Genomic DNA, 24,699 nt, shown 5'->3' with positions numbered 1-24,699 from the left:
CTATTCCTGAGAAACATAAAGGCAGACCGAATGATCGGCCCGCCGTGTAAGCGATTTGACGTGCGCCGCCGCACTATGCGGCTGGCACCCATCGTCCCTGAATCCGAACACGAGGTGCATCCATGCACCTCATTTCGTATGTACGGGCGAAGCCCGTACAGGAGCCTCACTCGGCGCTATCGTTGGACCCGGCGGGAGCTTCTTCGAACGAGACGGAGGAACCCGAACCCTGGAGGGTCTGGAGTTCCAGGTCCGTCAGGCCGCTCTGGCTACGACGCGAAGCGTGGTAGGCCAGACCCGTACCCGCAGGGATTAGCCGCCCAACAATAACATTTTCCTTGAGGCCACGCAACGTATCACGGGTGCCGCGAACAGCGGCCTCGGTGAGGACGCGGGTGGTCTCCTGGAACGAGGCCGCCGAGATGAACGACTCGGTGGCCAGCGAGGCCTTGGTGATACCCAGCAGGACCGATTCGAACGAGGCCGGACGCTCGCCACGCTTCTCAGCGCGCTCGTTCTCCTCGTTCATACGGACGCGCTCGACCTGCTCACCGCGCAGGTAGGTGCTATCCCCTGCCTCGGTGATCTCGACCTTGCGGAGCATCTGGCGAATGATCGCTTCGATGTGCTTGTCGTTGATCTTCACGCCCTGCAGGCGGTAGACGTCCTGGATTTCCTTGACCAGGTAGCTGGCCAGCGGCTCGACACCCAGCAGGCGCAGGATGTCATGCGGATTCGGCTCGCCGTCCACGACGGTTTCGCCCTTCTCCACGTGCTCGCCTTCGAACACGATGACCTGACGCCACTTCGGAATCAGCTCTTCGTGCTCGTTGCCGTCCACATCCTTGATGATGAGACGCTGCTTGCCCTTGGTGTCCTTGCCGAAACTGATGATACCCGAGCGCTCGGCCAGGATCGCCGGCTCCTTCGGCTTGCGGGCTTCGAACAGATCGGCCACGCGCGGAAGACCACCGGTGATGTCGCGGGTCTTCGACGTTTCCTGCGGGATACGGGCGACGACGTCACCCACGCCCACTTCGGCGCCGTTCTGGATCGAGACGATGGCACCGGCCGGCAGGAAGTACTGGGCCGCGATGTCGGTACCCGGCAGCTTGAGCTCACGGCCCTTGCTGTCTTCCAGGCGGACGATCGGGCGCAGATCCTTGGCCTGCGTACCGCGACGCTTCGGATCGGTCACCACCGCCGACTCGAGGCCGGTCAGTTCGTCGGTCTGCGACTGGACGGTCACGCCATCGATGAAGTCGATGAAGCGGACCACACCGGCCACTTCCGTGACGATCGGGTGGGTATGCGGATCCCAGTTCGCGACGGTCTGGCCGGCCTTGACCGGGTCGCCGTCCTTCACTGCGATGGTCGCACCGTAAGGCACCTTGTAGCGCTCACGCTCGCGGCCGTTCACGTCGATGACGCTCACTTCGCCCGAACGGGACACGGCAACCAGGTGGCCCGCCGAATGCTCGACCGACTTGAGGTTGTTGAACTTCAGCGAACCGGTGGTGCGAACGGTGACGTTATCCACGGCAGCGGCACGGGAAGCCGCACCACCGATATGGAACGTACGCATCGTCAGCTGGGTACCCGGCTCACCGATGGACTGCGCGGCGACAACGCCCACGGCCTCACCCATGTTCACCAGGTGACCACGGGCCAGATCGCGGCCGTAGCACAGGGCGCACACGCCATGGCTGGCACGGCAGGTGATCGGCGAACGCACCTTGATCAGCTGCACGCCGGCCTTGTCGAGCTTCTCGACCAGGCTTTCGTCAAGCAGCGTATCGCGGGTGACGATCGGCTGATCGTCATCGCCCGGGGCGTAGACGTCTTCGACGACCGTACGACCGAGCACGCGCTCGCGCAGCGGCTCGACCACATCGCCGCCTTCCACGATCGGGGCCATCATCACGCCGTCTTCGGTGCCGCAGTCGTGGTGCGTAATGACCACGTCCTGGGCCACGTCGACGAGGCGACGGGTCAGGTAACCCGAGTTAGCCGTCTTCAGCGCCGTATCCGCCAGGCCCTTACGAGCACCGTGGGTGGAGTTGAAGTACTGCAGGACGTTCAGGCCTTCACGGAAGTTCGCCTTAATCGGCGTCTCGATGATCGAGCCATCCGGACGGGCCATCAGGCCACGCATACCTGCCAGCTGGCGAATCTGGGCCGCGCTACCACGCGCACCCGAGTCGGCCATGATGTACAGGGAGTTCATGGTCTTCTGGTTGACCTGCTTGCCTTCGGCATCGGTGACCTTCTCGGTACCGATACCGTCGATCATGGCCTTCGCGACGAGTTCGTTCGTACGCGACCAGATGTCGACGACCTTGTTGTAGCGCTCACCAGCGGTCACGAGACCCGACTGGTACTGCTCCTGGATCTCGACGACTTCCTTCTCGGCTTCCTCGAGGATCGCCTTCTTTTCAGCCGGGATCTTCATGTCGTCGATACCGATCGAGATACCGGCGCGCGTCGCGAAACGGAAGCCGGTGTACATCAGCTTATCCGCGAACACGACCGATTCCTTGAGACCAAGGAGACGGTAGCTCTGGTTGATCAGGCGCGAGATGTTCTTCTTGGTCAGCTCCGTGTTCACCAGGGCGAACGGGAGGCCTTCCGGGATGATCTCGGCCAGCAGGGCGCGACCGACCGTGGTGTCCACGATCTGGGTGCTTGCCGTGCGCTCGCCGGTCTCCGACACGTTGAACACGCGCACGCGGACCTTGACCTTCGCGTGCAGTTCGACCGCACGGTTGTCGTAGGCGCGACGCACTTCGCCGAGGTTCGCGAACACCATGCCGGTGCCCTTCGCGTTCACCAGCTCACGGGTCATGTAGTACAGGCCGAGCACAACGTCCTGCGACGGCACGATGATCGGCTCGCCGTTCGCCGGCGACAGCACGTTGTTCGACGACATCATCAGGGCGCGGGCTTCGAGCTGCGCCTCGATCGAGAGCGGCACGTGGACGGCCATCTGGTCACCGTCGAAGTCCGCGTTGAACGCGGTACAGACGAGCGGGTGCAGCTGGATCGCCTTGCCTTCGATGAGGACCGGCTCGAACGCCTGGATACCCAGACGGTGCAGGGTCGGCGCGCGGTTCAGCATCACCGGATGTTCGCGGATCACCTCTTCGAGGATGTCCCACACCTGCGACTCTTCGCGCTCGACGAGCTTCTTGGCAGCCTTGATCGTGGTGGCTTCACCACGAGCCTGCAGCTTGGCGAAGATGAAGGGCTTGAACAGCTCAAGCGCCATCTTCTTCGGCAGGCCGCACTGGTGCAGGCGCAGGGTCGGGCCGACCACGATGACCGAACGGCCCGAGTAGTCGACGCGCTTACCCAGCAGGTTCTGGCGGAAGCGACCCTGCTTGCCCTTGATCATGTCGGCCAGCGACTTCAGCGCGCGCTTGTTCGTGCCGGTGATGGCACGACCGCGACGGCCGTTGTCGAGCAGCGCATCGACCGATTCCTGCAGCATGCGCTTCTCGTTGCGGACGATGATGTCCGGCGCAGCGAGTTCGAGCAGGCGCTTCAGGCGGTTGTTACGGTTGATGACGCGGCGGTACAGGTCGTTCAGGTCGGACGTGGCGAAACGGCCACCGTCCAGCGGGACGAGCGGACGCAGATCCGGCGGGAGCACCGGAAGAACGGTCAGCACCATCCACTCCGGCTTGTTGCCGGATTCCAGGAACGCCTCGATCAGCTTCACGCGCTTGGTGAGGCGCTTGAGCTTGGTTTCCGAGTTGGTCGAGGAGATCTCTTCCTTCAGGCGGATGACTTCGCCCGGCAGGTCGAGGCTCTTCAGCAGCTCGTAGACGGCCTCGGCACCCATGCGGGCGTCGAACTCGTCACCGTGCTCTTCGGTGGCTTCCAGGTACTGGTCTTCGCTGAGCAGCTGGCCGCGCTCAAGCGCGGTCAGGCCCGGATCGATCACGACGAACGCTTCGAAGTACAGGATGCGCTCGATGTCACGCAGGGTCATATCCAGCATGAGGCCGATGCGCGACGGCAGCGACTTCAGGAACCAGATGTGCGCGGTCGGGCTGGCCAGCTCGATGTGGCCCATGCGCTCGCGACGGACCTTGGCCAGGGTGACCTCGGTACCGCACTTCTCGCACACCACGCCGCGGTGCTTCATGCGCTTGTACTTACCGCACAGGCACTCGTAGTCCTTGATCGGACCAAAGATGGCCGCGCAGAACAGACCGTCACGCTCAGGCTTGAACGTGCGGTAGTTGATGGTTTCCGGCTTCTTCACTTCGCCGTACGACCACGAGCGGATCAGCTCCGGCGAAGCCAGAGCGATCTTGATCGCGTCGAAGTCCAGCGTCTGTCGCTGCTGGTTGAACAGATTGAGCAGGTCTTTCATGCGTAATCTCCGATAGCCGCGACGATCACTTGTGGAGCTCTTCGAGCTCGATGTCGATACCGAGCGAGCGGATTTCCTTCACGAGCACGTTGAAGGATTCCGGCATGCCCGCAGCCATTTCGTGGTTGCCGTCGACGATGTTCTTGTACATCTGGTTACGGCCCTGCACGTCATCCGACTTGACCGTCAGCATTTCCTGCAGGGTGTACGCCGCGCCGTAAGCTTCCAGCGCCCAGACTTCCATTTCGCCGAAGCGCTGGCCGCCGAACTGCGCCTTACCGCCCAGCGGCTGCTGGGTGACGAGCGAGTACGGGCCGGTCGAACGCGCGTGCATCTTGTCGTCGACGAGGTGGTTCAGCTTCAGCATGTGCATGTAGCCGACGGTGACCGGGCGATCGAACGCTTCGCCGGTACGGCCATCGAACAGCACGGTCTGGCCGGATTCCGGCAGGCCTGCCAGCTTCAGCATGTGCTTGATTTCGGTTTCTTCCGCACCGTCGAACACCGGGGTGGCCATCGGCACGCCGTCACGCAGGTTGTCGGCCAGGTTGACGATCTCGGTATCCGACATGGATGCGAGATCGACCAGGCGCGTGGCACCTTCGGCGCCGGCGTTGCCGTGGTTGTACACCTCGTGCAGGAACTCGCGCAGCTTGGCCGGGGTTTCCTGAGCCTTGATCATCGCGTCGATCTTGTGGCCGAGACCCTTCGCCGCCCAACCAAGGTGGACTTCGAGAATCTGGCCGATGTTCATACGCGACGGCACGCCCAGCGGGTTCAGGCAGATGTCGACCGGACGGCCGTCAGCCGAGAACGGCATGTCTTCGACCGGAACGATCATCGACACGACACCCTTGTTACCGTGGCGGCCTGCCATCTTGTCGCCCGGCTGGATGCGGCGCTTAACGGCAAGGTAAACCTTGACCATCTTGAGCACGCCCGGCGCGAGGTCGTCGCCCTGGGTGATCTTGCCCTGCTTCTCCTTGAAGCGCTTCTCGAAGTTCTCCTTGTGGCGCTTGACCTGCTCGGCCGCGCGCTCGATGAACTCGGAGACTTCTTCTTCCTTGACGTTGATCTTGAACCAGTCGTCCTTCTTCAGGCCGTCCAGGTAAGCGTCGTCGATGACCGCGCCACGCTTGAGGCCGGCCGGGCCGCTCATCGCGGTCTTGCCGACGAGCTGCGCGCGCATACGGGCGTAGATGGCGCCTTCGAGGATGCGGAACTGGTCGTCGAGATCCTTGCGGATACGCTTCAGTTCGGTCTCTTCGATCTGCTTGGCGCGCTTGTCCTTCTCGATACCGTCGCGGGTGAAGACCTGCACGTCGATGACATTGCCGTCCATGCCCGGGGGCACGCGCAGCGAGCTGTCCTTAACGTCCGAAGCCTTCTCGCCGAAGATGGCGCGGAGGAGCTTTTCTTCCGGGGTGAGCTGGCTCTCGCCCTTCGGCGTGACCTTACCCACCAGGATGTCGCCGGCCTTCACTTCCGCACCGATGTAGACGATGCCGCTCTCGTCGAGGCGGGCCAGGGCCTGCTCGCCGACGTTCGGGATGTCCGCGGTGATTTCCTCGGCGCCCAGCTTCGTGTCACGGGCGATGCAGGTCATTTCCTCGATGTGGATCGAGGTGTAACGATCTTCCTGCACGACGCGCTCGGAGATGAGGATCGAGTCTTCGAAGTTGTAGCCGTTCCACGGCATGAAGGCGACGAGCATGTTCTGGCCGAGCGCGAGCTCGCCCAGGTCGGTCGACGAACCGTCGGCCAGCGTGTCGCCCACGGCCACCACGTCACCGACGTTCACCAGCGGACGCTGGTTGAGGTTGGTGTTCTGGTTGGAGCGGGTGTACTTGGTCAGCGTGTAGATATCGACGCCGGCATCATCGTCGCCGACTTCGACTTCGTTGACGCGCACGACGATACGGGCGGCATCGACCTGGTCGATGACACCACCACGCTTGGCGGCCACGGTGACGCCCGAGTCACGCGCCACGGCGCGCTCGATGCCCGTGCCGACGAGCGGCTTCTGGCTACGCAGGGTCGGAACGGCCTGGCGCTGCATGTTCGCGCCCATGAGTGCGCGGTTCGCGTCATCGTGCTCGAGGAACGGCACGAGCGCCGCTGCCACCGACACCGTCTGCATGGGCGAAACGTCCATGTAGTTGATCTCGGCCGACGGACGCAGCTCGGACTCACCGCGGAAGCGGCAGGACACGAAGTCTTCGAGGAACTTGCCTTCCTTCGAGAGCGGCGAGTTCGCCTGCGCGATCACGTGGTCGCCCTCTTCGATCGCCGACAGGTAATCGACCTTGTCGGTGACCTTGCCACCCTCGACCTTGCGGTACGGGGTTTCGAGGAAGCCGTAGGCGTTCGTGCGGGCGTACACGGCGAGCGAGTTGATCAGGCCGATGTTCGGGCCTTCCGGCGTCTCAATCGTGCAGACGCGGCCGTAATGGGTCGGGTGAACGTCGCGGACTTCGAAGCCGGCGCGCTCGCGGGTCAGGCCGCCCGGTCCAAGAGCCGAAACACGGCGCTTGTGGGTGACTTCCGACAGCGGGTTGTTCTGGTCCATGAACTGCGAGAGCTGCGACGAACCGAAGAACTCCTTCACCGCCGCCGCAACCGGCTTGGCGTTGATGAGTTCCTGCGGGGTCAGGCCTTCGGATTCAGCCAGCGACAGGCGCTCGCGAACCGCGCGTTCAACGCGGACGAGACCGATGCGGAAGGTGTTTTCCGCCATTTCGCCGACCGAACGCACGCGACGGTTACCGAGGTGATCGATATCGTCGACCGTTCCGATACCGTTGCGGATGTCGATGAGCACGCGCAGCACGTCGAGCACGTCGGAGGTTTCGCCGAGCTCGCTGATAAGCTGCTGGCACGCCTCTTCCTTACGGTCGCTGAAGTACTTGTGGTCGTACAGCACGCCCGGACCCACGACGTCCTTGCGGCCGACGCGACGGTTGAACTTCATGCGGCCGACGGCCGAGAGGTCGTAGCGGTCGAAGGTGAAGAACAGGTTGAAGAACAGGTTCTGCGCGGCATCCTTGGTCGGCGGCTCGCCCGGACGCATCATGCGATAGATTTCGACCAGGGCTTCGAGCTGCGTGCGCGTGTTATCGATGCGCAGCGTGTTCGAGATGTACGCACCGCGGTCGAGATCGTTCACGTACAGCGTCGGCACGGTTTCGATACCGGCCTTGCGGAAGTGCTCGAGGTGCTCGAGGGTGAGCTCGTCGTTGGCCGCGGCGATGACTTCGCCGGTGTCCTTGTCGATCATGTCGATCGCGACGATACGGCCGACCGGGTAATCCTCCGGCACTTCGAGCGTGGCGATCTTTTCGTTCGCCAGCTGGCGGACGTGGCGCGCAGTAATACGCTTGCCGGCTTCGACCAGCACCTTGCCGTCGACCACGAGGTCGAACGAGAGGGTTTCACCGCGCAGGCGCTCGGCGACGAGATCGAGCGTGACAGCGCCCTTCTTGCCCAGGTGGAACACGTTGTGCTCGAAGAAGATGCTGAGCATTTCTTCGTTGTTGTAGCCGAGCGCGCGCAGCAGCACCGTGACCGGCAGCTTGCGGCGGCGGTCGATACGGGTGAACAGCGCATCCTTCGGGTCGAACTCGAAATCGAGCCACGAACCACGGTAAGGAATGACGCGGGCGGAGAACAGGAGCTTGCCCGAGCTGTGGGTCTTGCCACGATCGTGGTCGAAGAACACACCCGGCGAACGGTGGAGCTGCGAGACGATGACGCGCTCGGTACCGTTGATGATGAAGGTGCCGGTGTCGGTCATGAGCGGAATTTCGCCCATGTAGACTTCCTGCTCCTTCACGTACTTCACGGCCTTCTTCGAGGCCGGGCTGTCCTTGTCGTAGATGACCAGGCGCACGGTAGCGCGCAGCGGCGCACCGAAGGTCATGCCACGGTTGCGGCACTCGCGCTCGTCGAAGGCCGGCTCGCCGAGGCGATAGTCGACGTATTCGAGGGCGGCATTGCCGGAATAGCTGGAAATCGGGAACACCGACTTCAGGGCGGCGTGCAGGCCGCGCTCTTCACGTGCCTTCGGGTTGGTGTGCTCCTGAAGGAACTCTTTGTACGAGTCGGTCTGGATCGTCAGCAGGTTGGGCACGCCCAGCACGGGCGGGCGCTTGCCGAAATCCTTGCGGATGCGCTTCTTCTCGGTGAACGAGTAGGTCATGTGTGTTACCGCCTCGGTAGTGCCACCGTCTCGCGGACGGCAGCTGAAGGTGAATCGAAAATCGGAGATCGGGATTCGAACCGCGGAGCCCTGTGGAGGCGGCTCTCGAATCGCGATGTCCCATTTGCGACAGGTTGGAACAACGCACTAACTCTGGAACGGCCAAAGCCCGGGGGCTTTCGCCCCCAGGCCTGGCGTGACGCTAAATCAAACTCGGGGCGCGCAAGGCGCCAATTACTTGAGTTCGACCGTGGCGCCAGCAGCTTCGAGATCCTTCTTGAACTTGGCAGCGTCGTCCTTCGACGCAGCTTCCTTCACGACGCCACCGGCTTCGGTGAGGTCCTTGGCTTCCTTCAGGCCCAGGCCGGTGATGGCGCGGACGGCCTTGATCACGTCGACCTTCTTGTCGCCAGCGGACTTGAGGATGACGTCGAACTCGGTCTGCTCTTCAGCAGCCGGGCCGGCAGCGGCCGGGCCAGCAACGGCAACCGGGGCAGCAGCGGAGACGCCGAAGGTGTCTTCGATCGACTTCACCAGTTCCATGATTTCCGTCAGGGACTTGGCCTTGATGGCTTCAACGATCTGTTCGGTGGTCAGGGTGGACATTGTTTCTTACCTTCTGAAATGGGTTTCGATGAGAAAAGAGTCAGCGAGATCAGGCTTCAGCCGGGGCTTCGGCAGCGACTTCAGCGCCACCACCCTGCTTGTCCGCAACGGCCTTGACGGCGCGAGCGAACATCGTGACCGGCTCGGCCAGCACGCGGGCCAGCATGGCCAGGGCTTCTTCGCGGGTCGGCAGCGAGGCCAGCACTTCAACGTGCCCGGCACCGAACAGCTTGCCCTCGATGGAAACGACCTTCGGCTTGAGCTTGTCGTTGGTCTTCGCGAATTCCTTGATCAGGCGGCCAGCGGCGCCCGGTTCCTCGGTCGAGAAAGCGTAAAGCAGCGGACCGGTCAGGGCGTCGGAGACGACCTCGAACTCGGTACCAGCCACAGCGCGGGCAGCAAGCGTGTTCTTGACAACTTTCAGGAACACGCCCGACTCGCGGGCCTTCTTGCGCATCGCGGTCATCTGAGAGACCGTGGTGCCTGCGTATTCGGCAGCGACCAAGGAGTGTGCCTTCGCGGCAACCTCAGCGAGCTCGGCGACTACTTCTTGCTTCTGAGAAAGATTGAGAGCCATTGCACTCCTCCAATTGAATTCCGCTTACGACTCCTGCCGCTTGCGGTCCTGGGCGACATCATCCTGACGTCGGGGACGGGATACGTCCCGGGGGTGGTGGCCATTCCAGAGTCGAAACGATTCCAGAAGGGGCTGCACCATCTACGCCGGCTGGGCCTTGGGACCCGATTAAGCGAACCCGCTAGCGATGACGGCGGTTCCTTGCCAACACGAGCTCCCTGCTCGTCGCCATCGCGCGCTGATCGCGCCTGCGGTCTTTGACGGCTGCCTGGTGTTTCAACCGGGCTGCCCTCAAAAACGTGCCCCCGCCGGCAAGCCGGCGGGGGTCGTAACACTTACTTGGCCGAGGTGTTCACGGTCGAGGTATCGACCGGCACGCCCACGCCCATGGTGCTCGACAGCGCAACCTTCTGGATGTACTGGCCCTTCGCGGCGGCCGGCTTGGCCTTCACGAGGTCGCCCAGCAGGGCATTCAGGTTGTCGGCAAGCTGGGCAGCGTCGAAGCTGGCCTTGCCGATGGTGGCGTGGATGATGCCACCCTTGTCGTTGCGGAACTTGACCTGGCCGGCCTTGGCGTTCTTGACGGCCGTGGCGACGTCGGCGGTGACCGAGCCGTCCTTCGGGTTCGGCATGAGGCCGCGGGGACCGAGGACCTGGCCGAGCTTACCGACGACGCGCATGGCGTCCGGCGTAGCGATGACGCGGCCGTAGTTCAGGTCGCCAGCCGCCATCTTCTCGGCGAGGTCGTCCATACCGACGGCGTCGGCGCCAGCGGCGAGCGCGGCGTCAGCCTTTTCACCCGCCGGCACGAACACGGCGACGCGGACGGTCTTGCCGGTGCCGTGAGGCAGCAGCGAGGAACCGCGGACGCCCTGGTCCGACTTCTTGGCGTCGATGCCGAGGCGGATGGACACGTCCACCGACTCAGCGAACTTGGCCTTGGCGTTGTCCTTGACGATCTTGAGAGCTTCGTCGAGGCCGTAGGTCTTGCCCGGCTGGACGGCGGCCGATGCGGCCTTCATACGCTTGGTGATCTTTGCCATGTCTTAACCCTCCACCACCAGACCCATGGAACGCGCGCTGCCTGCGATGGTACGCACGGCGGCATCGAGATCAGCAGCCGTGAGATCCGGCTCCTTCTGCTTCGCGATTTCCTCGAGCTGGGCGCGGGTGACCTTGCCCACCTTATCGGTGTTCGGCTTCTGCGAGCCCTTGGCCACGCCCGTGATCTTCTTGAGGAGGATCGAGGCCGGCGGGGTCTTCGTGATGAAGGTGAAGGTACGGTCCGAGTAGGCCGTGATCACGACCGGGATCGGGAGACCCGGCTCGAGCTTCTGCGTGGCGGCATTGAACGCCTTGCAGAATTCCATGATGTTCAGGCCGCGCTGACCGAGGGCGGGACCCACCGGCGGCGACGGGTTGGCCTGACCGGCCTTCACCTGCAACTTGATGTAACCAATGACTTTCTTTGCCATTTTAGTTTCCTTGCGAGTGCTGACGCCTTGCGGCTCCTCGCTGTTGGCCATCCCTGGGAATGATGGAGTCCGCGCCTGCGGACCCCTTAAACACGGGCACGCCGGAGCACAAAGCTCCAGCGTGAACCGGGCATTATAGGCACTTCACACGGCTTATGCAAACGCCGTGCCGGTCGGGAGAGGCTTAGGCCTTCTCGACCTGGCCGAACTCGAGCTCGACCGGGGTGGAGCGACCGAAAATGAGCACCGCGACGCGCAGGCGGCTCTTTTCGTAGTTCACTTCCTCGACCACGCCGTTGAAGTCGTTGAACGGGCCCTCGGTGACACGGACCATCTCGCCTGGCTCGAAGAGAACCTTCGGGCGGGGCTTTTCAACACCTTCGCGCACGCGGCTCAGGATGTTATCGGCCTCGGAGTCCCGGATCGGGTGCGGGCGATCGGCGGTGCCGCCGATGAAACCCATGACCTTCGGGGTCTCCTTGACCAGGTGCCAGCACTCGTCGTCGATACGCGGCGTCTTGCCGTTGGTATCGGTTTCGATCTGGACCAGGACATAACCAGGGAAGAACTTGCGCTCGCTGCGGCGCTTCTGGCCGCCGCGCATCTCGATGACTTCCTCGGTCGGAACCAGGATTTCACCGAACTTCTCTTCCATGCCCTCGCGCTTGACGCGCTCTTCGAGGGCCTTGCGAACCTGCTGCTCGAACCCCGAATAGGCGTGAACGACGTACCAGCGTTTGCTCATGCCTTACCTCAATGTCCGATCTTGAGCAGCCAATCGAGCACGATCGACTTCAACAGCCAGTCGATGAGCCCCATCAGCAGCGAAAGAATGATGACGACCACGATGATGATACCGGTGGTCTTCAGCGTTTCGTCGCGCGACGGCCAGACGACCTTGCGCAACTCGAACTGCGACTCCGCAAGGAAGCTACGCAGCTTACGGCCCGGAGCCGTAAATGCACCGATCGCCAGGGCGGCGACAACGGCAACGACGACACCCACGCCACGGGCAAGGCCCGGAACGTTCGGGTTATCGGCGTAATAGTAGAAGCCGACAATGCCGGCCGCGAGAACGATGAAGGCAAGCAGGAGCTTGCCGATGTCGGCCGGGCTGGTGCCCTTGGCTTCTTGTGCCTTCGTGTTCATGCGCGCTCGAAAGTGGCACGCCAGGAGGGACTCGAACCCCCAACCTGCGGTTTTGGAGACCGCTGCTCTGCCAATTGAGCTACTGGCGTACAGGTGAAACGGTTGTACCACGAGGGCGGCCAGTCATGGACTGAGCCGCCCCGTAGCGGGAGGCCGACCCAGGAGGGCCGGCTTCACGGATCTTACTTGATGATCTTGGCAACCACGCCGGCGCCGACGGTGCGGCCACCTTCGCGGATAGCGAAGCGCAGGCCTTCGTCCATGGCGATCGGGAAGCCCAGGGTCACCGAGATCTTCACGTTGTCGCCCGGCATCACCATCTCGGTGCCTTCCGGCAGCTTGATGGAGCCCGTCACGTCCGTGGTACGGAAGTAGAACTGCGGACGGTAGTTGCTGAAGAACGGGGTGTGACGGCCGCCTTCGTCCTTCGACAGGACGTAGATCTCGCCCTCGAATTCCGTGTGCGGGGTGACCGAACCCGGCTTGGCCAGGACCTGGCCACGCTCGACGTCTTCACGCTTCAGACCACGGACCAGCACGCCGACGTTGTCACCGGCCTGACCCTGATCCAGCAGCTTGCGGAACATTTCGACGCCCGTGACCGTGGTGTTCTGCGTGTCGCGGAGACCGACGACTTCAGCAGCATCACCCACCTTGATCACGCCGCGCTCGATACGGCCCGTGACGACGGTGCCGCGACCCGAGATCGAGAACACGTCTTCGACCGGCAGCAGGTACGGCTTGTCGATTTCGCGAACCGGCTCCGGGATCCAGGTGTCAAGCGCGTCAACGAGCTTGATGATGGCCGGCACGCCGATGTCGGACTGGTCGCCGTCGAGGGCGAGACGGGCCGAACCGGAGATGATCGGGGTATCGTCGCCCGGGAACTCGTACTTCGACAGCAGTTCGCGAACTTCCATCTCGACGAGCTCAAGGAGCTCGGCGTCGTCGACCATGTCGGCCTTGTTCAGGAACACGACGATGTACGGCACGCCGACCTGACGCGAGAGCAGGATGTGCTCACGGGTCTGCGGCATCGGGCCGTCAGCGGCCGAGCAGACGAGGATCGCGCCGTCCATCTGGGCGGCACCGGTGATCATGTTCTTGACGTAGTCAGCATGGCCCGGGCAATCGACGTGACCGTAGTGACGGGTCGGCGATTCGTATTCCACGTGGGCGGTCGAGATCGTGATACCGCGCGCCTTCTCTTCCGGCGCTGCGTCGATCGAACCGTAGTCCTTGAACTCACCACCGAAACGCTCTGCACCGACCTTCGTCAGCGCGGCGGTCAGCGTGGTCTTGCCGTGGTCGACGTGACCGATGGTGCCGACGTTGACGTGCGGCTTGGTGCGCTCGAACTTACCCTTTGCCATGAGACCTAAACTCCCGTTGGAGTCAAATTGAAGAAAGAAAGGAACCGTCGCGGACGACGAAAGTGGTGCTCATGACTGGAATCGAACCAGCGACCTCTTCCTTACCAAGGAAGTGCTCTACCGACTGAGCTACATGAGCACATAACGTAGTTTGCGGAGATTCAATGGAGCGGGAGACGGGAATCGAACCCGCACAATCAGCTTGGAAGGCTGAAGTTCTACCATTGAACTACTCCCGCACTACGCGGAACTCGTATGGTGGAGGAAGGTGGATTCGAACCACCGAAGGCGTAAGCCAGCAGATTTACAGTCTGCCCCCGTTGGCCGCTTGGGTATTCCTCCAACAAAGAACGCCTATTGTCGCGAGCACCCCGGAAACTGTCAACAACTTCCGCACATTTCAAACACGTGCGATGACAGCCTGGGAGGCCCTGACAACACCGCCAGTACGGGTGGCTGGCAGGTGGGCCGCGAACTATACAAGGGTGTTACCCCTTTGTGAAGCGCACTCGTCAGATTTCGCGCGTTTTCTGCACCAGAGGCTCCATCGCACGGGACATTTCCATCAGCTTGAGCGCGTATTCCTGCAGGCGCAGGTCACGCTCCTCCACCGGCACCCACGCGGGCACCGGCGTGGGCTTGCCGCCATCAGGCTTGTCCATGGCCACGAACACCATGACGCAACTGGTGGCCAGGCGCGGCTCGCCGCTACGGAGGTCCTTCGCAAGGACGTCCACCGCGAGGTGCATGCTGGAGGTACCGGTATGGATCAACCGGGCGCGGACGGTGACCAGGTCGCCGATATGGATGGGCGCCAGGAACTGGATGCCACTGACCGAGACAGTGACGCAGTACGCCCCGCTCCAACCCACCGCGCAGGCATAACCGGCCTGGTCGATCCATTTCATCACCATCCCGCCATGGACCTTGCCGCCGAAGTTCACATCGGTGGGCTGGGCCAGGAATCGGAATTCAACGTCACGCTGGGTACCGGGCATGCCCTTACCTTGCTAGGGGAAAGCGCACATTATGCGGCCCGGACAGCTTGTCGCGGGGGCCGCGCAGGCATAGATTCAAGCTAACCCACCCCCGGAGCCGTCGCCCCATGGTCCTTCGCAGCATCGCCTCGCGACTGGCCCTTGGCGTCCTGGTGGGCTCGGCCATCGTGCTGGTCGTGACCGGCGGCCTGCTCCTGAACCATACGCGGGACCAGATGCTGGGCCAGACCCGGCAGGAAGCCGAGGCTGTCGCCGATGCTGCGGCCACCCGTATCCAGGGGCGGATCGACGCCGTAGCCAAGGTGGCGCAGGTGGTGGCTGGCGTGCTCAGCACCCGCCGCGAGCAAGCCCCGGGCGTCATCCACGACGTCCTCGCCGTCAATCCCGAACTGGTCGATGTCAGCGCGGTCTTCATTCCCCGCGACGTGAACCACCTTCGCCCGGAGGACGCGCCGGTCGCCCGCCGCCAGGCCGATGGCAGCCTCGTCGCAGACGACCGCCTGGGTGATCCGGAACCCTACTGGAGCTCCACCTGGTTCGTTCGCGGCCTGAACTGCGACCACGGCTGCTGGCAGCCGCCCTTCCGCCGTGCCGGGCGCGACGACACACTGATCGGCTATTCCGTCGCGATCCCGGGCAAGGACGTGCCGGTCATCGGCGTCGCCGACGCCACGATCAGCCTGGGCTGGCTCCAGCAGCTGCTGGGCGAGCTCGCCAAGCCCGAGCACGCCTCCGCGTTCGTCGCGGATGCCAACGGCGATTTCCTGGCCCACGACTGGCGCTCCTACATCGGCACGCGCGGCAGCAAACCCCTGCTCGATGCGATCGCCCGCAACCAGAACCCGGTGCGGATCACCCCCGAGGACGGCGGCCGGGTCAGCGAGCCCGTATGGGTCTACTTCGTACCCATCAGGGGCACGCACTGGACCTTCGGCCTCTCGATGCCGGAGCGGCAGGTGTTGGCCGATCTTCGCCGCACTTATCTCGTCGATGTGCTGCTCGGCGTCTTCGCCCTGGTGGCCGTCTCGCTTATCACGCTCATCATCACCCGCCGGCTCATGGCGCCGTTGACCGTGCTGGCGGATCGCGCGGAAAACGTCTCGCGCGGCGATCTGGACTTCGAACTACCGAAGGTAACCCGCGACGACGATGTCGGCCGGCTGACCCGCGCCTTCGACCAGATGCGCCACCAGCTGGCCGGGCATATCGACACGGCACAGCGCATCGCCCGCGACCAGGCGCGCATGACCAGCGAGCTGGAGATCGCCGGGCAAATCCAGCTTGCCCTGATCCCCGATCCACACTGGATCGCGGATGACGGACGCCTCGAAGTGCATGCCGCGCTACGTCCCGCCAGCGCGGTGGGTGGCGATCTGTACATGTACTTCGCGCTTGGTGCGAAGCACGTCTGCGTCATGGTGGGCGACGTCTCGGACAAGGGCATCCCCGCCGCGCTGTTCATGGCGCGCACCATCACCCTCGCCCGCACCATCGCCACCCATGCGCGCTCGCCCAGCGACATCCTGGGCACGCTCAATCGCGAACTGTGCAAGGGTAACGACACCTGCATGTTCGTCACCCTGCTCTGCGGCGTGATCGAAACCGAAACCGGCCTGCTTTCCCTGGCCAGCGCCGGCCACGAGCAACCGGTGCTGCATGCTGGCGGCAGCGCCATCCTCGTCGATGTGGAAACCGGCCCCGCACTCGGCCTCGACCGCGAAGCGCGCTACCCTGTACGCGTACTTACGCTGCTGGGGGGCGATACCTTGCTCATGTACACCGATGGCGTCAGCGAAGCCCACGCGGGCAACCAGCGCCTGTACGGCACGCACGCACTGCTGGACAGCGTCGCGCGGGTCGATGAAGGCGCGCACCCGGAGACCTACGTGGAACGCGTGCTCGAGGACGTCGATGCCTATACCGCGGGTGCACCCGCTTACGACGACATCGCGCTGCTTGCGCTGACATGGCACGACACCGGCGTGGAAGGAGCGCGGATCCATGCGGTTGTGCATTCCTAACCGTCTGGAGGACGTGTTCACGGCGCTGGAGCACGCCGAGACCACGCTCGGCCGCGCCGACATCGATGATGCCTGCCGCGCGGACGTACGCCTGGTGCTCGAAGAGCTGCTCGTAAACACGGTACGCCACGGGTACCCCGATGGCCGCCACGGCACCATCGAGATCAAGCTGGAAGCGTGCACCGACGTCGTTCGCCTGGAATTGCGCGATGACGCGCAGCCATTCAACCCACTGGAACACGATCCACCCGATCTTCCGGGCGACCTCGCCGATCGCGAGGTCGGCGGTCTCGGCCTGCACCTGGCCCGCAGCATCGCCAGCGATTTCGAGTATGCACGCGACGCACACGGCAACCGTGTCGTGATTCGCTTCGACCCCACCCTGTCCGACGAGCCCTCCCCATGACCCTCATCGTCCGCAGCGAAAGCCCCACGCCGGCGCGCAGTACCGTCTGGCTCGAAGGGCGGCTGGATGCCAATACCTTCACCGATCTCGATGAGGCCCTCAGCGATATCACGCCGATGGTCGACAACGGCGGCACGCTCGTCCTGGATCTCTCGCAGCTCGATTACATCAGCAGCGCCGGCCTTCGCAGCCTGGCGCAGCTACGCAAGAAGATGAATGACCGCGGCGGCCGCACGCTGCTGCTCAACCCGCAGCCGCAGGTGAAAAAGGTCTTCGATATCGTGAAAGCAGTGCCGGTAAAAGAGGTGTTCGCGAGCATCAACGAGCTCGACCAATACCTCGACCACATCCAGCGCACGGTAACCGGCCAGCACTAACCGCCCTTGTAGGAGCGCGCTTGCGCGCGACATCTTTCGTCTCACGGTCACAGGCCCTGAGGCGTTCCGGCCGCACCCATCGCGCGCAAGCGCGCTCCTACAGGGCTTCGGCCTTACTTCGTGCTATCGGCCAAGTTGCCGCGCAACATCTCGAGCTGCTGCTTCAACGAGCCCAACGTCTCGATATCGCAACTCATCGCGCAAAACAGATCGACAGGCACATCAGCCGCCTTCGCCTGCAGCGCCCTGCCCTCATCCGTCAGCGTCACGATGACCTGGCGCTCGTCCGAGGTGCTGCGGTTACGCGCCACCAGACCCGCCGCCTGAAGGCGCTTGAGCAATGGCGTAAGCGTGGCGGAATCCAGGAACAGGCGATCGCCCAGTTCCGACACAGTCACCCCATCGCGCTCCCACAGCACCAGCATCACCAGGTACTGCGGATAGGTCAGGTCCAGCTTCGCCAGCAACTGGCGGTACACCTTCCCCATGGCCAGATTGGCCGAATACAGGGCAAAGCAAAGCTGCCCGTCCAGCGTACGCGGGGGCTGCAGGCCTTCGGTGGAGGATTTCTCGCTCATGGCCGGAATGTAGGGTCGCGACTATTCAATTGCAAGCGATTGAATTGCGTAACCGGCTGATGCCCAGACAAGTCTGGCACGATCGCCCAAAAGGGGGGGCGCATGAACCTATCGGATGGATTCTACGGCTGGACGGACCTCGTCGACGTGATCAATAGCGTGGTGCGTGCTGTGCCGGCCGCGCTCACGCTCCCCATCGTCTTCATCATCGTCCAGGCGCTGATGACTGTGGGCGACGCCCACGACCTTGGCAACGCACCCGCCATCCGTGCCACCCTGCATGGCGCCCACATGGATGCACACGGCCTGGCATGGTCACTCGGCATAGCGACGTTCCTGACACTCTGGGGCGTACTTGCGCGGCGCCTGCACAGGGACTGACGCGGCCACGAGTACATGGCACCATCACCTGACAACACGCAGGGAAGCCATGCATGATCAGCAATGACGTTAGGGAAGAAGTAGCGCGCCGACTCCGCCGCGCCGAAGAGGAACACGACGTCAAAGTGCTCCTGGCTGTCGAATCCGGTAGCCGCGCCTGGGGCTTCGCCTCACCCAACAGCGACTACGACGCCCGCTTCATCTACGTGCACCGCCCCGAGTGGTACCTCTCGGTCTCGCTGGAAGAGCAGCGCGACGTCATCGAGTACCCAATCGTCGACGAGATGGACATCAACGGCTGGGATGTGCGCAAGGCGCTGCGGCTCTTCCGCCGCTCGAACCCGGGCTTCGTCGAGTGGATCCAGTCACCCATCATCTACGAGCGCAGCGGCCCGTTTCACGACGAAGCCAGGGCACTCCTGGGTGAGGTCTACTCCGTGGAGCGCGGTACCTACCACTACCGCAGCATGGCGAAGACCAACTACCGCGGCTATCTGCGCGATGAACTGGTGCCGTTGAAAAAGTACTTCTACGTCCTGCGTCCATTGCTCGCCGTACGCTGGCTGGAACGCTACGGCAAACCGGCACCCATCGAATTCGAGACCCTGCGTACCGTGATCGACCCAGGCACATCGCTGCAAAAGGCAATCGACGATTTGCTGGCGGTCAAACGCGAATCCCCTGAAATGGGACTCTCACCGCGCATTCCCCCGATCCAGTCATTCATCGAAGACGAACTGGAACGACTGGAGCACACCGTGCCACCGCATCAGGTACGCCTATCGGGTAGCAAGGAAGATACGGCGCTGTCGTCACTGTTCCGACGCGTGCTGCGCGATACCTGGGCCTGAATCCGCGACTGGCAGCCCCCAAGGGCCTGACCGTCTCCGACCCCAGCGGACATCCAGCCTAAGGCGACGCAAGCCGCTCAGTACATGCATTCGCGCCAGCGAATGAACCGACCCAACAGCGCGTGGTGCAGCGGATGGTCCCGGAAATGCGTGTAGAACCAAAAAAAGCCCCGGCATGGCCGGGGCTTTTTTTGATCAGACGTTAAAGCGGAAGTGCAGCACATCGCCTTCTTTCACGATGTACTCCTTGCCTTCCAATCGCAGGCGCCCGGCTTCCTTGGCGCCCTGCTCGCCCTTGAACTTGATGAAGTCGTCGAAGGCGACGGTTTCTGCGCGGATGAAGCCGCGCTCGAAATCGGTGTGGATGACACCTGCGGCCTGCGGCGCGGTGGAGCCGGCGCGGACCTGCCAGGCACGGACTTCCTTCTCGCCGGCGGTGAAGTAGGTCTGCAGGCCGAGCAGCTTGTAGCCAGCGCGGATCACGCGATTCAGGCCCGGCTCGTCGAAGCCCATTTCCTTCAGGAATTCGTCGCGGTCGGCGTCGTCCATCTGCGAAAGTTCTTCTTCGATAGCGGCGCACACCGGCACCACCTCGGCACCCTCTTCCACCGCGCGGGCGCGGACGGCATCGAGGTGCGGGTTATTTTCGAAGCCATTTTCCGCCACGTTGGCGATGTACATCAGCGGCTTCATGGTGATCAGGAACATGTCGCGGACGAGCGCCTTTTCCTCGGCATCGAGGCCAGCGGAACGCGCGCTGCGGCCCTGGTCGAGCACCTTGGCAAGCTTCTCGAGCACCGGCTTGCGGGCCATGGCGTCCTTGTCGTTGGCCTTGGCCGAGCGCGTGGCTCGGTCGAGCGCCTTCAGCACGGCTTCCAGGTCGGCCAGCGCCAGCTCGGTATCGATGGTTTCGATATCGGAGATCGGATCGACCTTGTTGGCGACGTGGATGATGTTGTCATCCTCGAAGCAACGCACGACATGGGCGATGGCATCGGTTTCGCGGATGTGCGCGAGGAACTTGTTGCCCAGGCCCTCACCCTTCGAGGCGCCAGCCACCAGGCCCGCGATATCCACGAATTCCATGGTGGTCGGGATGATCTTCTGCGGCTTGACGATCGCCGAGAGCTCATTGAGGCGCGGGTCCGGCACGGGGACGATGCCGGTGTTCGGCTCGATCGTGCAGAACGGGAAATTGGCCGACGCGATGCCCGCCTTGGTGAGCGCGTTGAACAGGGTGGACTTGCCGACGTTAGGCAGGCCGACGATGCCGCATTTGATGCCCATGGCGAACTCTGTATCCGGTAGGTATTTGAAAGAGGTCAGGCGACCGTGTGCAGGCGTTTCATCGCCTCTTCGAACTTGCCTTCCTGCGCCAGCGGCAGCACGTCGAACGCGCGCCCGATGCCGTGCATGATGGCGTCTTCGTCAGCCGCGTTGGGCCGGCCGAGCACCCACGGGGTGACCTTGTCGCGGTGCCCCGGGTGGCCGATGCCGACCCGCAGGCGGTGGAACTTGCCGTGGCCCAGATGGGCCATGATGTCGCGCAATCCGTTCTGGCCGCCGTGGCCACCATCGAACTTCATGCGGACGGTGCCGGGCGAGAGATCCAGCTCGTCGTGGGCGACGAGGCACTCATCCGGCTCGATCTTGTAGTAGCGCAGCGCGGAAACCACCGCGATGCCGCTCTTGTTCATGAACGTGGCCGGCTTCAACAGCCAGACAGCCTCGCCGCCGATGCGCACCTTGCAGGTTTCGCCGTGCAGCTTGCCATCGAACGACCAGCACTCGCCCTGCTCATGGGCCAGGGCATCCACACACCAGAACCCGGCATTGTGCCGGGTCCTGACGTATTCGGCCCCGGGGTTACCGAGGCCGACGATAAGACGTAGTGACGCCATGCGAAGTAAACGTGCCACCCGCGGCGCGAGGCGCCGCGGGTGGCAAGCCGATTACTTGGCTTCGTCCGAAGCGCCCTCGGCGCCTTCGGCCGTCGGGTCCACTTCTTCCTGGATCGAGGCGACGGTGACGACAGCGACGTCGTGCTCCTTGCCCAGGCCCAGTTCCGGCACTTCCACGCCCTTCGGCAGCTTGAGGTCCGAGAGGTGGATGATGTCGCCGGCGGCGAGCTTGGCGAGGTCGAGTTCGATGAACTCCGGCAGGTCCTTCGGCAGGCACGACACGGTGACTTCCGTGAGGTTGTGCGAGATGACCAGACCAGCGGTCTTGCCAGCCGGGCTCTTTTCCTGGTTCAGGAAGTGGAGCGGCACGGCGACGCGAACGGCTTCGTTCTCGTTAACGCGCTGGAAGTCCATGTGCAGCATGAGCTGCTTGAACGGGTGCTTCTGCCAGTCCTTGATCAGGACCTTCTGAGCCTTGCCGTCGACGGTCAGTTCGATGACCGAGGAGTAGAACGACTCGAAACGCGAACCGAGCAGGATGTCGTTGTGCAGGACCTGGATGGCCTGCGGCTCGGCGCCTGCGCCGTAGACGATAGCCGGCACGTAGCCCGCGGTACGAAGGCGGCGGCTCGCACCCTTCCCTTCGATCTTGCGGCTCGTGGCGGTGAGCTTGTGATTGGTAGCCATGATGGTGTTGCCTCAAGTAAACCGCCTCGCGGCGGTGGTAAAGGTCTTCCCCGCGACCAGGGAAGACCGAAAAACGGTGGATCAGTCGATGTAGAGCGAGCTCACCGATTCGCCATAGGCGATGCGGCGGATCGTCTCCGCGAGCAGTTCCGCGACCGACAACTGGCGGATTTTCGCACAGTTACGGGCGTTATCGCGCAGCGGCAGCGTGTTCGTGACCACCAACTGGTCGAGCTGGGAGTTCTCGATATTGGTAATCGCGGCGCCCGAGAGCACCGGATGCACGCAGTACGCGACGACCTTGCGGGCGCCCTTTTCCTTCAGTGCCGCCGCGGCGGCGCAGAGCGTACCGGCGGTGTCGACGATGTCGTCCACCAGCACGCAGGTCTTGCCGTCCACGTCGCCGATGATGTTCATGACCGTAGCCACGTTCGCCTTCGGGCGGCGCTTGTCGATGATGGCCAGGTCCGCGTCGTCCAGGCGCTTGGCGAGCGCACGCGCACGCACCACGCCGCCGACGTCCGGGCTGACCACGATCAGGTCGTCCATGCTGTGGTGACGCCAGATGTCGGCCAGGAGCACCGGCGAGGCGTACACGTTGTCGACCGGGATATCGAAGAAGCCCTGGATCTGGTCGGCGTGCAGGTCAATCGTGAGCACGCGATCAGCGCCAGCCGTCGCAATCATCTTGGCCGCGAGCTTCGCCGTGATCGGCACGCGCGCGGAGCGCGGGCGGCGATCCTGGCGGGCGTAGCCGAAATACGGCATCACCGCGGTGACACTGCCGGCCGAGGCGCGCTTGAGCGCATCCACCAGCACCAGCAGGTCGAAAAGATTCTCCGCGCTGGGTGCGCCCGTCGGCTGAATGACGAACACCTCCTGCTTACGGACGTTCTCCTCGATCTCGATCTGTGCCTCGCCATCGCTGAAGCGGCCGATGAGGGCCTTACCCAGCGGGATGCCAAGGCGTGCGGCGACATCGTCGGCAAGCGCGCGGTGCGCGTTACCGGTGAAAAGCATCGGGGTGGACGTATCCACGAGGACTCCTAGGGGAACAGTTAGGTTGAAATCGGCGCAGTGCCATCCGGTGTGGATGGCTGGGGCGGCAGGATTCGAACCTGCGCATGCGGGAATCAAAATCCCGTGCCTTAACCAGCTTGGCGACGCCCCAACAATTTCGTGATCACATGCCGCAGCCCGCGGCCCTTTCCGTCCTTAACTACACGAAGCCCCTTGTCCCGATCCTTGCGCGCATAGCCAGCAGCGGCGATGGATCGATACCCGCCGCCACGTGGGCCGTAAAGCCTGACGGGCAGCGCGAAGCGACCGCGAGGGCCGCTTCGAAGGTTCTCGTTTCCAGGAAGACGCAGCCACCACTGCCGGAAAGGCGGGCCAGGCCGAAGCCTGCCAACCAGTCCAACGCTGCGGCCACCCGCGGGTGGCGCGCTCGGACTACCGGTTCGAAGGCGTTCTCCGCCGAATCCCCGGAAACAAAGGCCGAAATTGTCGCCCGAGGGGCATTTCGAGTCAATTCGGGTGCGGCGAACAGCGCCGGGGTGGGCACATGCTCGGCCGGGTCGACCACCACGTACCAGCGCCGCGGCAGCTTGATCGCCTCGAGTCGCTCGCCCACGCCCTCGGCCCAGGCCGAGCGGCCGCGGACGAAGACCGGCACGTCGGCACCCAGCTTCAGGCCCAGCGCGGCCAGGGCGTCTTCGTCGAGCCCGGTGTCCCAAAGCACGTTGAGACCGACCAGCACACTGGCCGCATCGGAGCTGCCACCGCCCAGGCCGCCGCCCATCGGGATGCGCTTGGCCACTTCGATTTCCGCACCGAGCCGGGTGCCCGTGGCCTCGGCCAGCAGGCGCGCCGCACGCACGGTCAGGTCAGTGTCTTCCGGAACGCCGGGGATGTCCTTCGGCCGGGTGATCTGTCCATCGTCACGGACGCGCAGGCGGATCTCATCGCCCCAGTCGAGCAGGCGGAAGACCGTCTGCAGCTCGTGGTAGCCATCGGCGCGGCGGCCGACGATGCGCAGGAACAGGTTGAGCTTGGCCGGGGCCGGCCAGACGGTCCAGTCGCCCCGGGCCAGCGGCGCCAGCGTGCGGCTCATGAACACGCGCAGGTGGTCAGGAAAGCCGTTGTCGCGATCGCGGGCCAGCGCCTCCGCGAATTCGGGTGCGCGCTTATCGACCACCGCGAAGCCGTGCTTCGCATAGAACGGGGCGTTCCACGGCACATCGGCCAGGGTGCCCAGATCGACCCGGGCGTACCCGGCTTCCCGGGCCCAGGCGCAGGCGTGCTCAAGCAGAGCGGCGCCGATACCGCGGCCACCGAAGGCCGGCAGCACGTCGATCTCAGCGATACCGATGGCGCCTGGATTGCCGTCGGTATCCAGGCAGACGAAGCCGACGACATCGCCCTCGACCACCGCCACCCAACACAGGCCACGGGTGATCAGCTGGCGGACCATGTCCGCAGGCAACGCCATGCCGGAGTACGACGGCCACGCCTCATGCCCACGGAAGAGCTCCACCGCCTCGCGCTCAATCGCGCAGAGGCGCTCGGCGTCGTCAGGATGGGCGCGGGAGATCGTGAAATGCATCGCGTGGCCGGTGAAAGCGCGAAAGGGGCGCATTATCGGGGATGGGCGCCCCCGCGTCACGGTTGCATACGCGTCACGCCCGCATACACGTCACCGGTGCCTGCGCGTCACGTCTGCATACACGTCACCGGTGCC

Annotated in this window: 21 protein-coding genes and 5 tRNA genes; 5 read left to right on the top strand and 21 right to left on the bottom strand. The window is 63.8% G+C overall.

Annotation, left to right across the window (positions count from 1 at the left end; genetic code table 11):
• Positions 1–166: 166 nt before the first annotated feature.
• From rpoC to L2Y96_RS05540, 14 genes are all read right to left on the bottom strand, one after another.
• Positions 167–4,381: a DNA-directed RNA polymerase subunit beta' gene (rpoC, locus tag L2Y96_RS05605; protein WP_247333698.1), complete on the bottom strand. Its 4,215-nt coding sequence runs from the start codon at positions 4,379–4,381 to the stop codon at positions 167–169.
• A 25-nt stretch (positions 4,382–4,406) separates the two neighbouring features.
• The gene (gene rpoB, locus L2Y96_RS05600) at positions 4,407–8,579 is read right to left on the bottom strand and encodes a DNA-directed RNA polymerase subunit beta (RefSeq protein ID WP_247333688.1); all 4,173 of its coding nucleotides are present in this window, start codon (positions 8,577–8,579) and stop codon (positions 4,407–4,409) included.
• A gap of 234 nt (positions 8,580–8,813) precedes the next feature.
• Positions 8,814–9,185 (bottom strand): 50S ribosomal protein L7/L12, encoded by a 372-nt coding sequence (gene rplL / locus L2Y96_RS05595; protein ID WP_247333679.1) that lies wholly within the window; start codon positions 9,183–9,185, stop codon positions 8,814–8,816.
• 49 nt (positions 9,186–9,234) lie between these two features.
• On the bottom strand, positions 9,235–9,762 hold the full coding sequence (gene rplJ / locus L2Y96_RS05590; protein WP_247333677.1) for a 50S ribosomal protein L10: 528 nt from the start codon (positions 9,760–9,762) through the stop codon (positions 9,235–9,237).
• 335 nt (positions 9,763–10,097) lie between these two features.
• Positions 10,098–10,805 (bottom strand): 50S ribosomal protein L1, encoded by a 708-nt coding sequence (gene rplA, locus L2Y96_RS05585; RefSeq protein WP_247333636.1) that lies wholly within the window; start codon positions 10,803–10,805, stop codon positions 10,098–10,100.
• Between the two features lie 3 nt (positions 10,806–10,808).
• On the bottom strand, positions 10,809–11,237 hold the full coding sequence (rplK, locus tag L2Y96_RS05580; protein ID WP_045829444.1) for a 50S ribosomal protein L11: 429 nt from the start codon (positions 11,235–11,237) through the stop codon (positions 10,809–10,811).
• Between the two features lie 184 nt (positions 11,238–11,421).
• Positions 11,422–11,982: a transcription termination/antitermination protein NusG gene (nusG, locus tag L2Y96_RS05575; RefSeq protein ID WP_247333634.1), complete on the bottom strand. Its 561-nt coding sequence runs from the start codon at positions 11,980–11,982 to the stop codon at positions 11,422–11,424.
• Between the two features lie 8 nt (positions 11,983–11,990).
• A complete protein-coding gene (gene secE / locus L2Y96_RS05570) occupies positions 11,991–12,386 on the bottom strand; it encodes a preprotein translocase subunit SecE (RefSeq protein ID WP_247333632.1) in 396 nt (131 codons plus the stop codon).
• A gap of 13 nt (positions 12,387–12,399) precedes the next feature.
• Positions 12,400–12,475: transfer RNA gene (locus tag L2Y96_RS05565), tRNA-Trp, on the bottom strand.
• Positions 12,476–12,568: 93 nt separating this feature from the next.
• The gene (tuf, locus tag L2Y96_RS05560) at positions 12,569–13,759 is read right to left on the bottom strand and encodes an elongation factor Tu (RefSeq protein WP_247333630.1); all 1,191 of its coding nucleotides are present in this window, start codon (positions 13,757–13,759) and stop codon (positions 12,569–12,571) included.
• Between the two features lie 63 nt (positions 13,760–13,822).
• Positions 13,823–13,898 (bottom strand) — tRNA-Thr (locus L2Y96_RS05555).
• A gap of 26 nt (positions 13,899–13,924) precedes the next feature.
• Positions 13,925–13,998: transfer RNA gene (locus L2Y96_RS05550), tRNA-Gly, on the bottom strand.
• Between the two features lie 17 nt (positions 13,999–14,015).
• Positions 14,016–14,101, bottom strand: a tRNA-Tyr gene (locus L2Y96_RS05545).
• A 170-nt stretch (positions 14,102–14,271) separates the two neighbouring features.
• Complete coding sequence (locus L2Y96_RS05540) at positions 14,272–14,757, bottom strand: acyl-CoA thioesterase (protein WP_247333628.1); 486 nt, start codon at positions 14,755–14,757, stop codon at positions 14,272–14,274.
• Positions 14,758–14,864: 107 nt separating this feature from the next.
• Here L2Y96_RS05540 and L2Y96_RS05535 point away from each other — a divergent pair, with 107 nt between their 5' ends.
• From L2Y96_RS05535 to L2Y96_RS05525, 3 genes are read left to right on the top strand one after another with little or no spacing between them, the layout of a single operon-like run.
• Positions 14,865–16,778 carry a SpoIIE family protein phosphatase gene (locus L2Y96_RS05535; RefSeq protein WP_247333627.1) on the top strand — a complete coding sequence of 638 codons (1,914 nt, stop codon included), beginning with the start codon at positions 14,865–14,867 and terminating at the stop codon, positions 16,776–16,778.
• Positions 16,759–17,184 (top strand): ATP-binding protein, encoded by a 426-nt coding sequence (locus L2Y96_RS05530; RefSeq protein WP_247333625.1) that lies wholly within the window; start codon positions 16,759–16,761, stop codon positions 17,182–17,184. The genes L2Y96_RS05535 and L2Y96_RS05530 overlap by 20 nt, the downstream gene beginning before the upstream one ends.
• Positions 17,181–17,561, top strand: coding sequence for an STAS domain-containing protein (locus tag L2Y96_RS05525; protein ID WP_247333624.1), 381 nt, complete (start codon positions 17,181–17,183; stop codon positions 17,559–17,561). The genes L2Y96_RS05530 and L2Y96_RS05525 overlap by 4 nt, the downstream gene beginning before the upstream one ends.
• A gap of 113 nt (positions 17,562–17,674) precedes the next feature.
• On the opposite strand, the gene L2Y96_RS05520 is transcribed toward L2Y96_RS05525, so the two are convergent.
• Complete coding sequence (locus L2Y96_RS05520) at positions 17,675–18,139, bottom strand: MarR family winged helix-turn-helix transcriptional regulator (RefSeq protein WP_247333621.1); 465 nt, start codon at positions 18,137–18,139, stop codon at positions 17,675–17,677.
• A gap of 102 nt (positions 18,140–18,241) precedes the next feature.
• On the opposite strand from L2Y96_RS05520, the gene L2Y96_RS05515 reads away from it, so the two are divergent.
• On the top strand, positions 18,242–18,520 hold the full coding sequence (locus L2Y96_RS05515; RefSeq protein ID WP_247333618.1) for a hypothetical protein: 279 nt from the start codon (positions 18,242–18,244) through the stop codon (positions 18,518–18,520).
• A gap of 53 nt (positions 18,521–18,573) precedes the next feature.
• Positions 18,574–19,371, top strand: coding sequence for a nucleotidyltransferase domain-containing protein (locus L2Y96_RS05510; RefSeq protein WP_247333615.1), 798 nt, complete (start codon positions 18,574–18,576; stop codon positions 19,369–19,371).
• A gap of 195 nt (positions 19,372–19,566) precedes the next feature.
• On the opposite strand, the gene ychF is transcribed toward L2Y96_RS05510, so the two are convergent.
• The 6 genes from ychF to ispE all read right to left on the bottom strand — a co-directional run bounded on the left by ychF (position 19,567) and on the right by ispE (position 24,564).
• Entirely contained in the window at positions 19,567–20,658 is a 1,092-nt protein-coding gene (ychF, locus tag L2Y96_RS05505) for a redox-regulated ATPase YchF (RefSeq protein WP_247333613.1), read from the bottom strand.
• Between the two features lie 35 nt (positions 20,659–20,693).
• Positions 20,694–21,272, bottom strand: coding sequence for an aminoacyl-tRNA hydrolase (gene pth, locus L2Y96_RS05500; RefSeq protein ID WP_247333611.1), 579 nt, complete (start codon positions 21,270–21,272; stop codon positions 20,694–20,696).
• A 51-nt stretch (positions 21,273–21,323) separates the two neighbouring features.
• A complete protein-coding gene (locus tag L2Y96_RS05495) occupies positions 21,324–21,959 on the bottom strand; it encodes a 50S ribosomal protein L25/general stress protein Ctc (protein WP_247333610.1) in 636 nt (211 codons plus the stop codon).
• A gap of 81 nt (positions 21,960–22,040) precedes the next feature.
• Positions 22,041–22,979 (bottom strand): ribose-phosphate diphosphokinase, encoded by a 939-nt coding sequence (locus tag L2Y96_RS05490; RefSeq protein ID WP_247336926.1) that lies wholly within the window; start codon positions 22,977–22,979, stop codon positions 22,041–22,043.
• A gap of 74 nt (positions 22,980–23,053) precedes the next feature.
• Positions 23,054–23,130, bottom strand: a tRNA-Gln gene (locus L2Y96_RS05485).
• Positions 23,131–23,178: 48 nt separating this feature from the next.
• The gene (gene ispE, locus L2Y96_RS05480; RefSeq protein WP_247333608.1) at positions 23,179–24,564 is read right to left on the bottom strand and encodes a 4-(cytidine 5'-diphospho)-2-C-methyl-D-erythritol kinase; all 1,386 of its coding nucleotides are present in this window, start codon (positions 24,562–24,564) and stop codon (positions 23,179–23,181) included.
• Positions 24,565–24,699: the final 135 nt, after the last annotated feature.

It is taken from the genome of Luteibacter aegosomaticola (genome assembly GCF_023078475.1).
In the GTDB taxonomy this organism is placed as follows: domain Bacteria; phylum Pseudomonadota; class Gammaproteobacteria; order Xanthomonadales; family Rhodanobacteraceae; genus Luteibacter; species Luteibacter aegosomaticola.
The sequence above is the reverse complement of the archived record's forward strand: the minus strand, read 5'-3'. Positions and strand labels throughout refer to the sequence as shown.

Bases quoted from the DNA above. Each gene is read 5' to 3' on its own strand.
- rpoC (WP_247333698.1), bottom strand. From the start codon at position 4,381: ATGAAAGACCTGCTCAATCTGTTCAACCAGCAGCGACAGACGCTGGAC.
- rpoB (WP_247333688.1), bottom strand. From the start codon at position 8,579: ATGACCTACTCGTTCACCGAGAAGAAGCGCATCCGCAAGGATTTCGGC.
- rplL (WP_247333679.1), bottom strand. From the start codon at position 9,185: ATGTCCACCCTGACCACCGAACAGATCGTTGAAGCCATCAAGGCCAAG.
- rplJ (WP_247333677.1), bottom strand. From the start codon at position 9,762: ATGGCTCTCAATCTTTCTCAGAAGCAAGAAGTAGTCGCCGAGCTCGCT.
- rplA (WP_247333636.1), bottom strand. From the start codon at position 10,805: ATGGCAAAGATCACCAAGCGTATGAAGGCCGCATCGGCCGCCGTCCAG.
- rplK (WP_045829444.1), bottom strand. From the start codon at position 11,237: ATGGCAAAGAAAGTCATTGGTTACATCAAGTTGCAGGTGAAGGCCGGT.
- nusG (WP_247333634.1), bottom strand. From the start codon at position 11,982: ATGAGCAAACGCTGGTACGTCGTTCACGCCTATTCGGGGTTCGAGCAG.
- secE (WP_247333632.1), bottom strand. From the start codon at position 12,386: ATGAACACGAAGGCACAAGAAGCCAAGGGCACCAGCCCGGCCGACATC.
- tuf (WP_247333630.1), bottom strand. From the start codon at position 13,759: ATGGCAAAGGGTAAGTTCGAGCGCACCAAGCCGCACGTCAACGTCGGC.
- L2Y96_RS05540 (WP_247333628.1), bottom strand. From the start codon at position 14,757: ATGCCCGGTACCCAGCGTGACGTTGAATTCCGATTCCTGGCCCAGCCC.
- L2Y96_RS05535 (WP_247333627.1), top strand. From the start codon at position 14,865: ATGGTCCTTCGCAGCATCGCCTCGCGACTGGCCCTTGGCGTCCTGGTG.
- L2Y96_RS05530 (WP_247333625.1), top strand. From the start codon at position 16,759: ATGCGGTTGTGCATTCCTAACCGTCTGGAGGACGTGTTCACGGCGCTG.
- L2Y96_RS05525 (WP_247333624.1), top strand. From the start codon at position 17,181: ATGACCCTCATCGTCCGCAGCGAAAGCCCCACGCCGGCGCGCAGTACC.
- L2Y96_RS05520 (WP_247333621.1), bottom strand. From the start codon at position 18,139: ATGAGCGAGAAATCCTCCACCGAAGGCCTGCAGCCCCCGCGTACGCTG.
- L2Y96_RS05515 (WP_247333618.1), top strand. From the start codon at position 18,242: ATGAACCTATCGGATGGATTCTACGGCTGGACGGACCTCGTCGACGTG.
- L2Y96_RS05510 (WP_247333615.1), top strand. From the start codon at position 18,574: ATGATCAGCAATGACGTTAGGGAAGAAGTAGCGCGCCGACTCCGCCGC.
- ychF (WP_247333613.1), bottom strand. From the start codon at position 20,658: ATGGGCATCAAATGCGGCATCGTCGGCCTGCCTAACGTCGGCAAGTCC.
- pth (WP_247333611.1), bottom strand. From the start codon at position 21,272: ATGGCGTCACTACGTCTTATCGTCGGCCTCGGTAACCCCGGGGCCGAA.
- L2Y96_RS05495 (WP_247333610.1), bottom strand. From the start codon at position 21,959: ATGGCTACCAATCACAAGCTCACCGCCACGAGCCGCAAGATCGAAGGG.
- L2Y96_RS05490 (WP_247336926.1), bottom strand. From the start codon at position 22,979: ATGCTTTTCACCGGTAACGCGCACCGCGCGCTTGCCGACGATGTCGCC.
- ispE (WP_247333608.1), bottom strand. From the start codon at position 24,564: ATGCATTTCACGATCTCCCGCGCCCATCCTGACGACGCCGAGCGCCTC.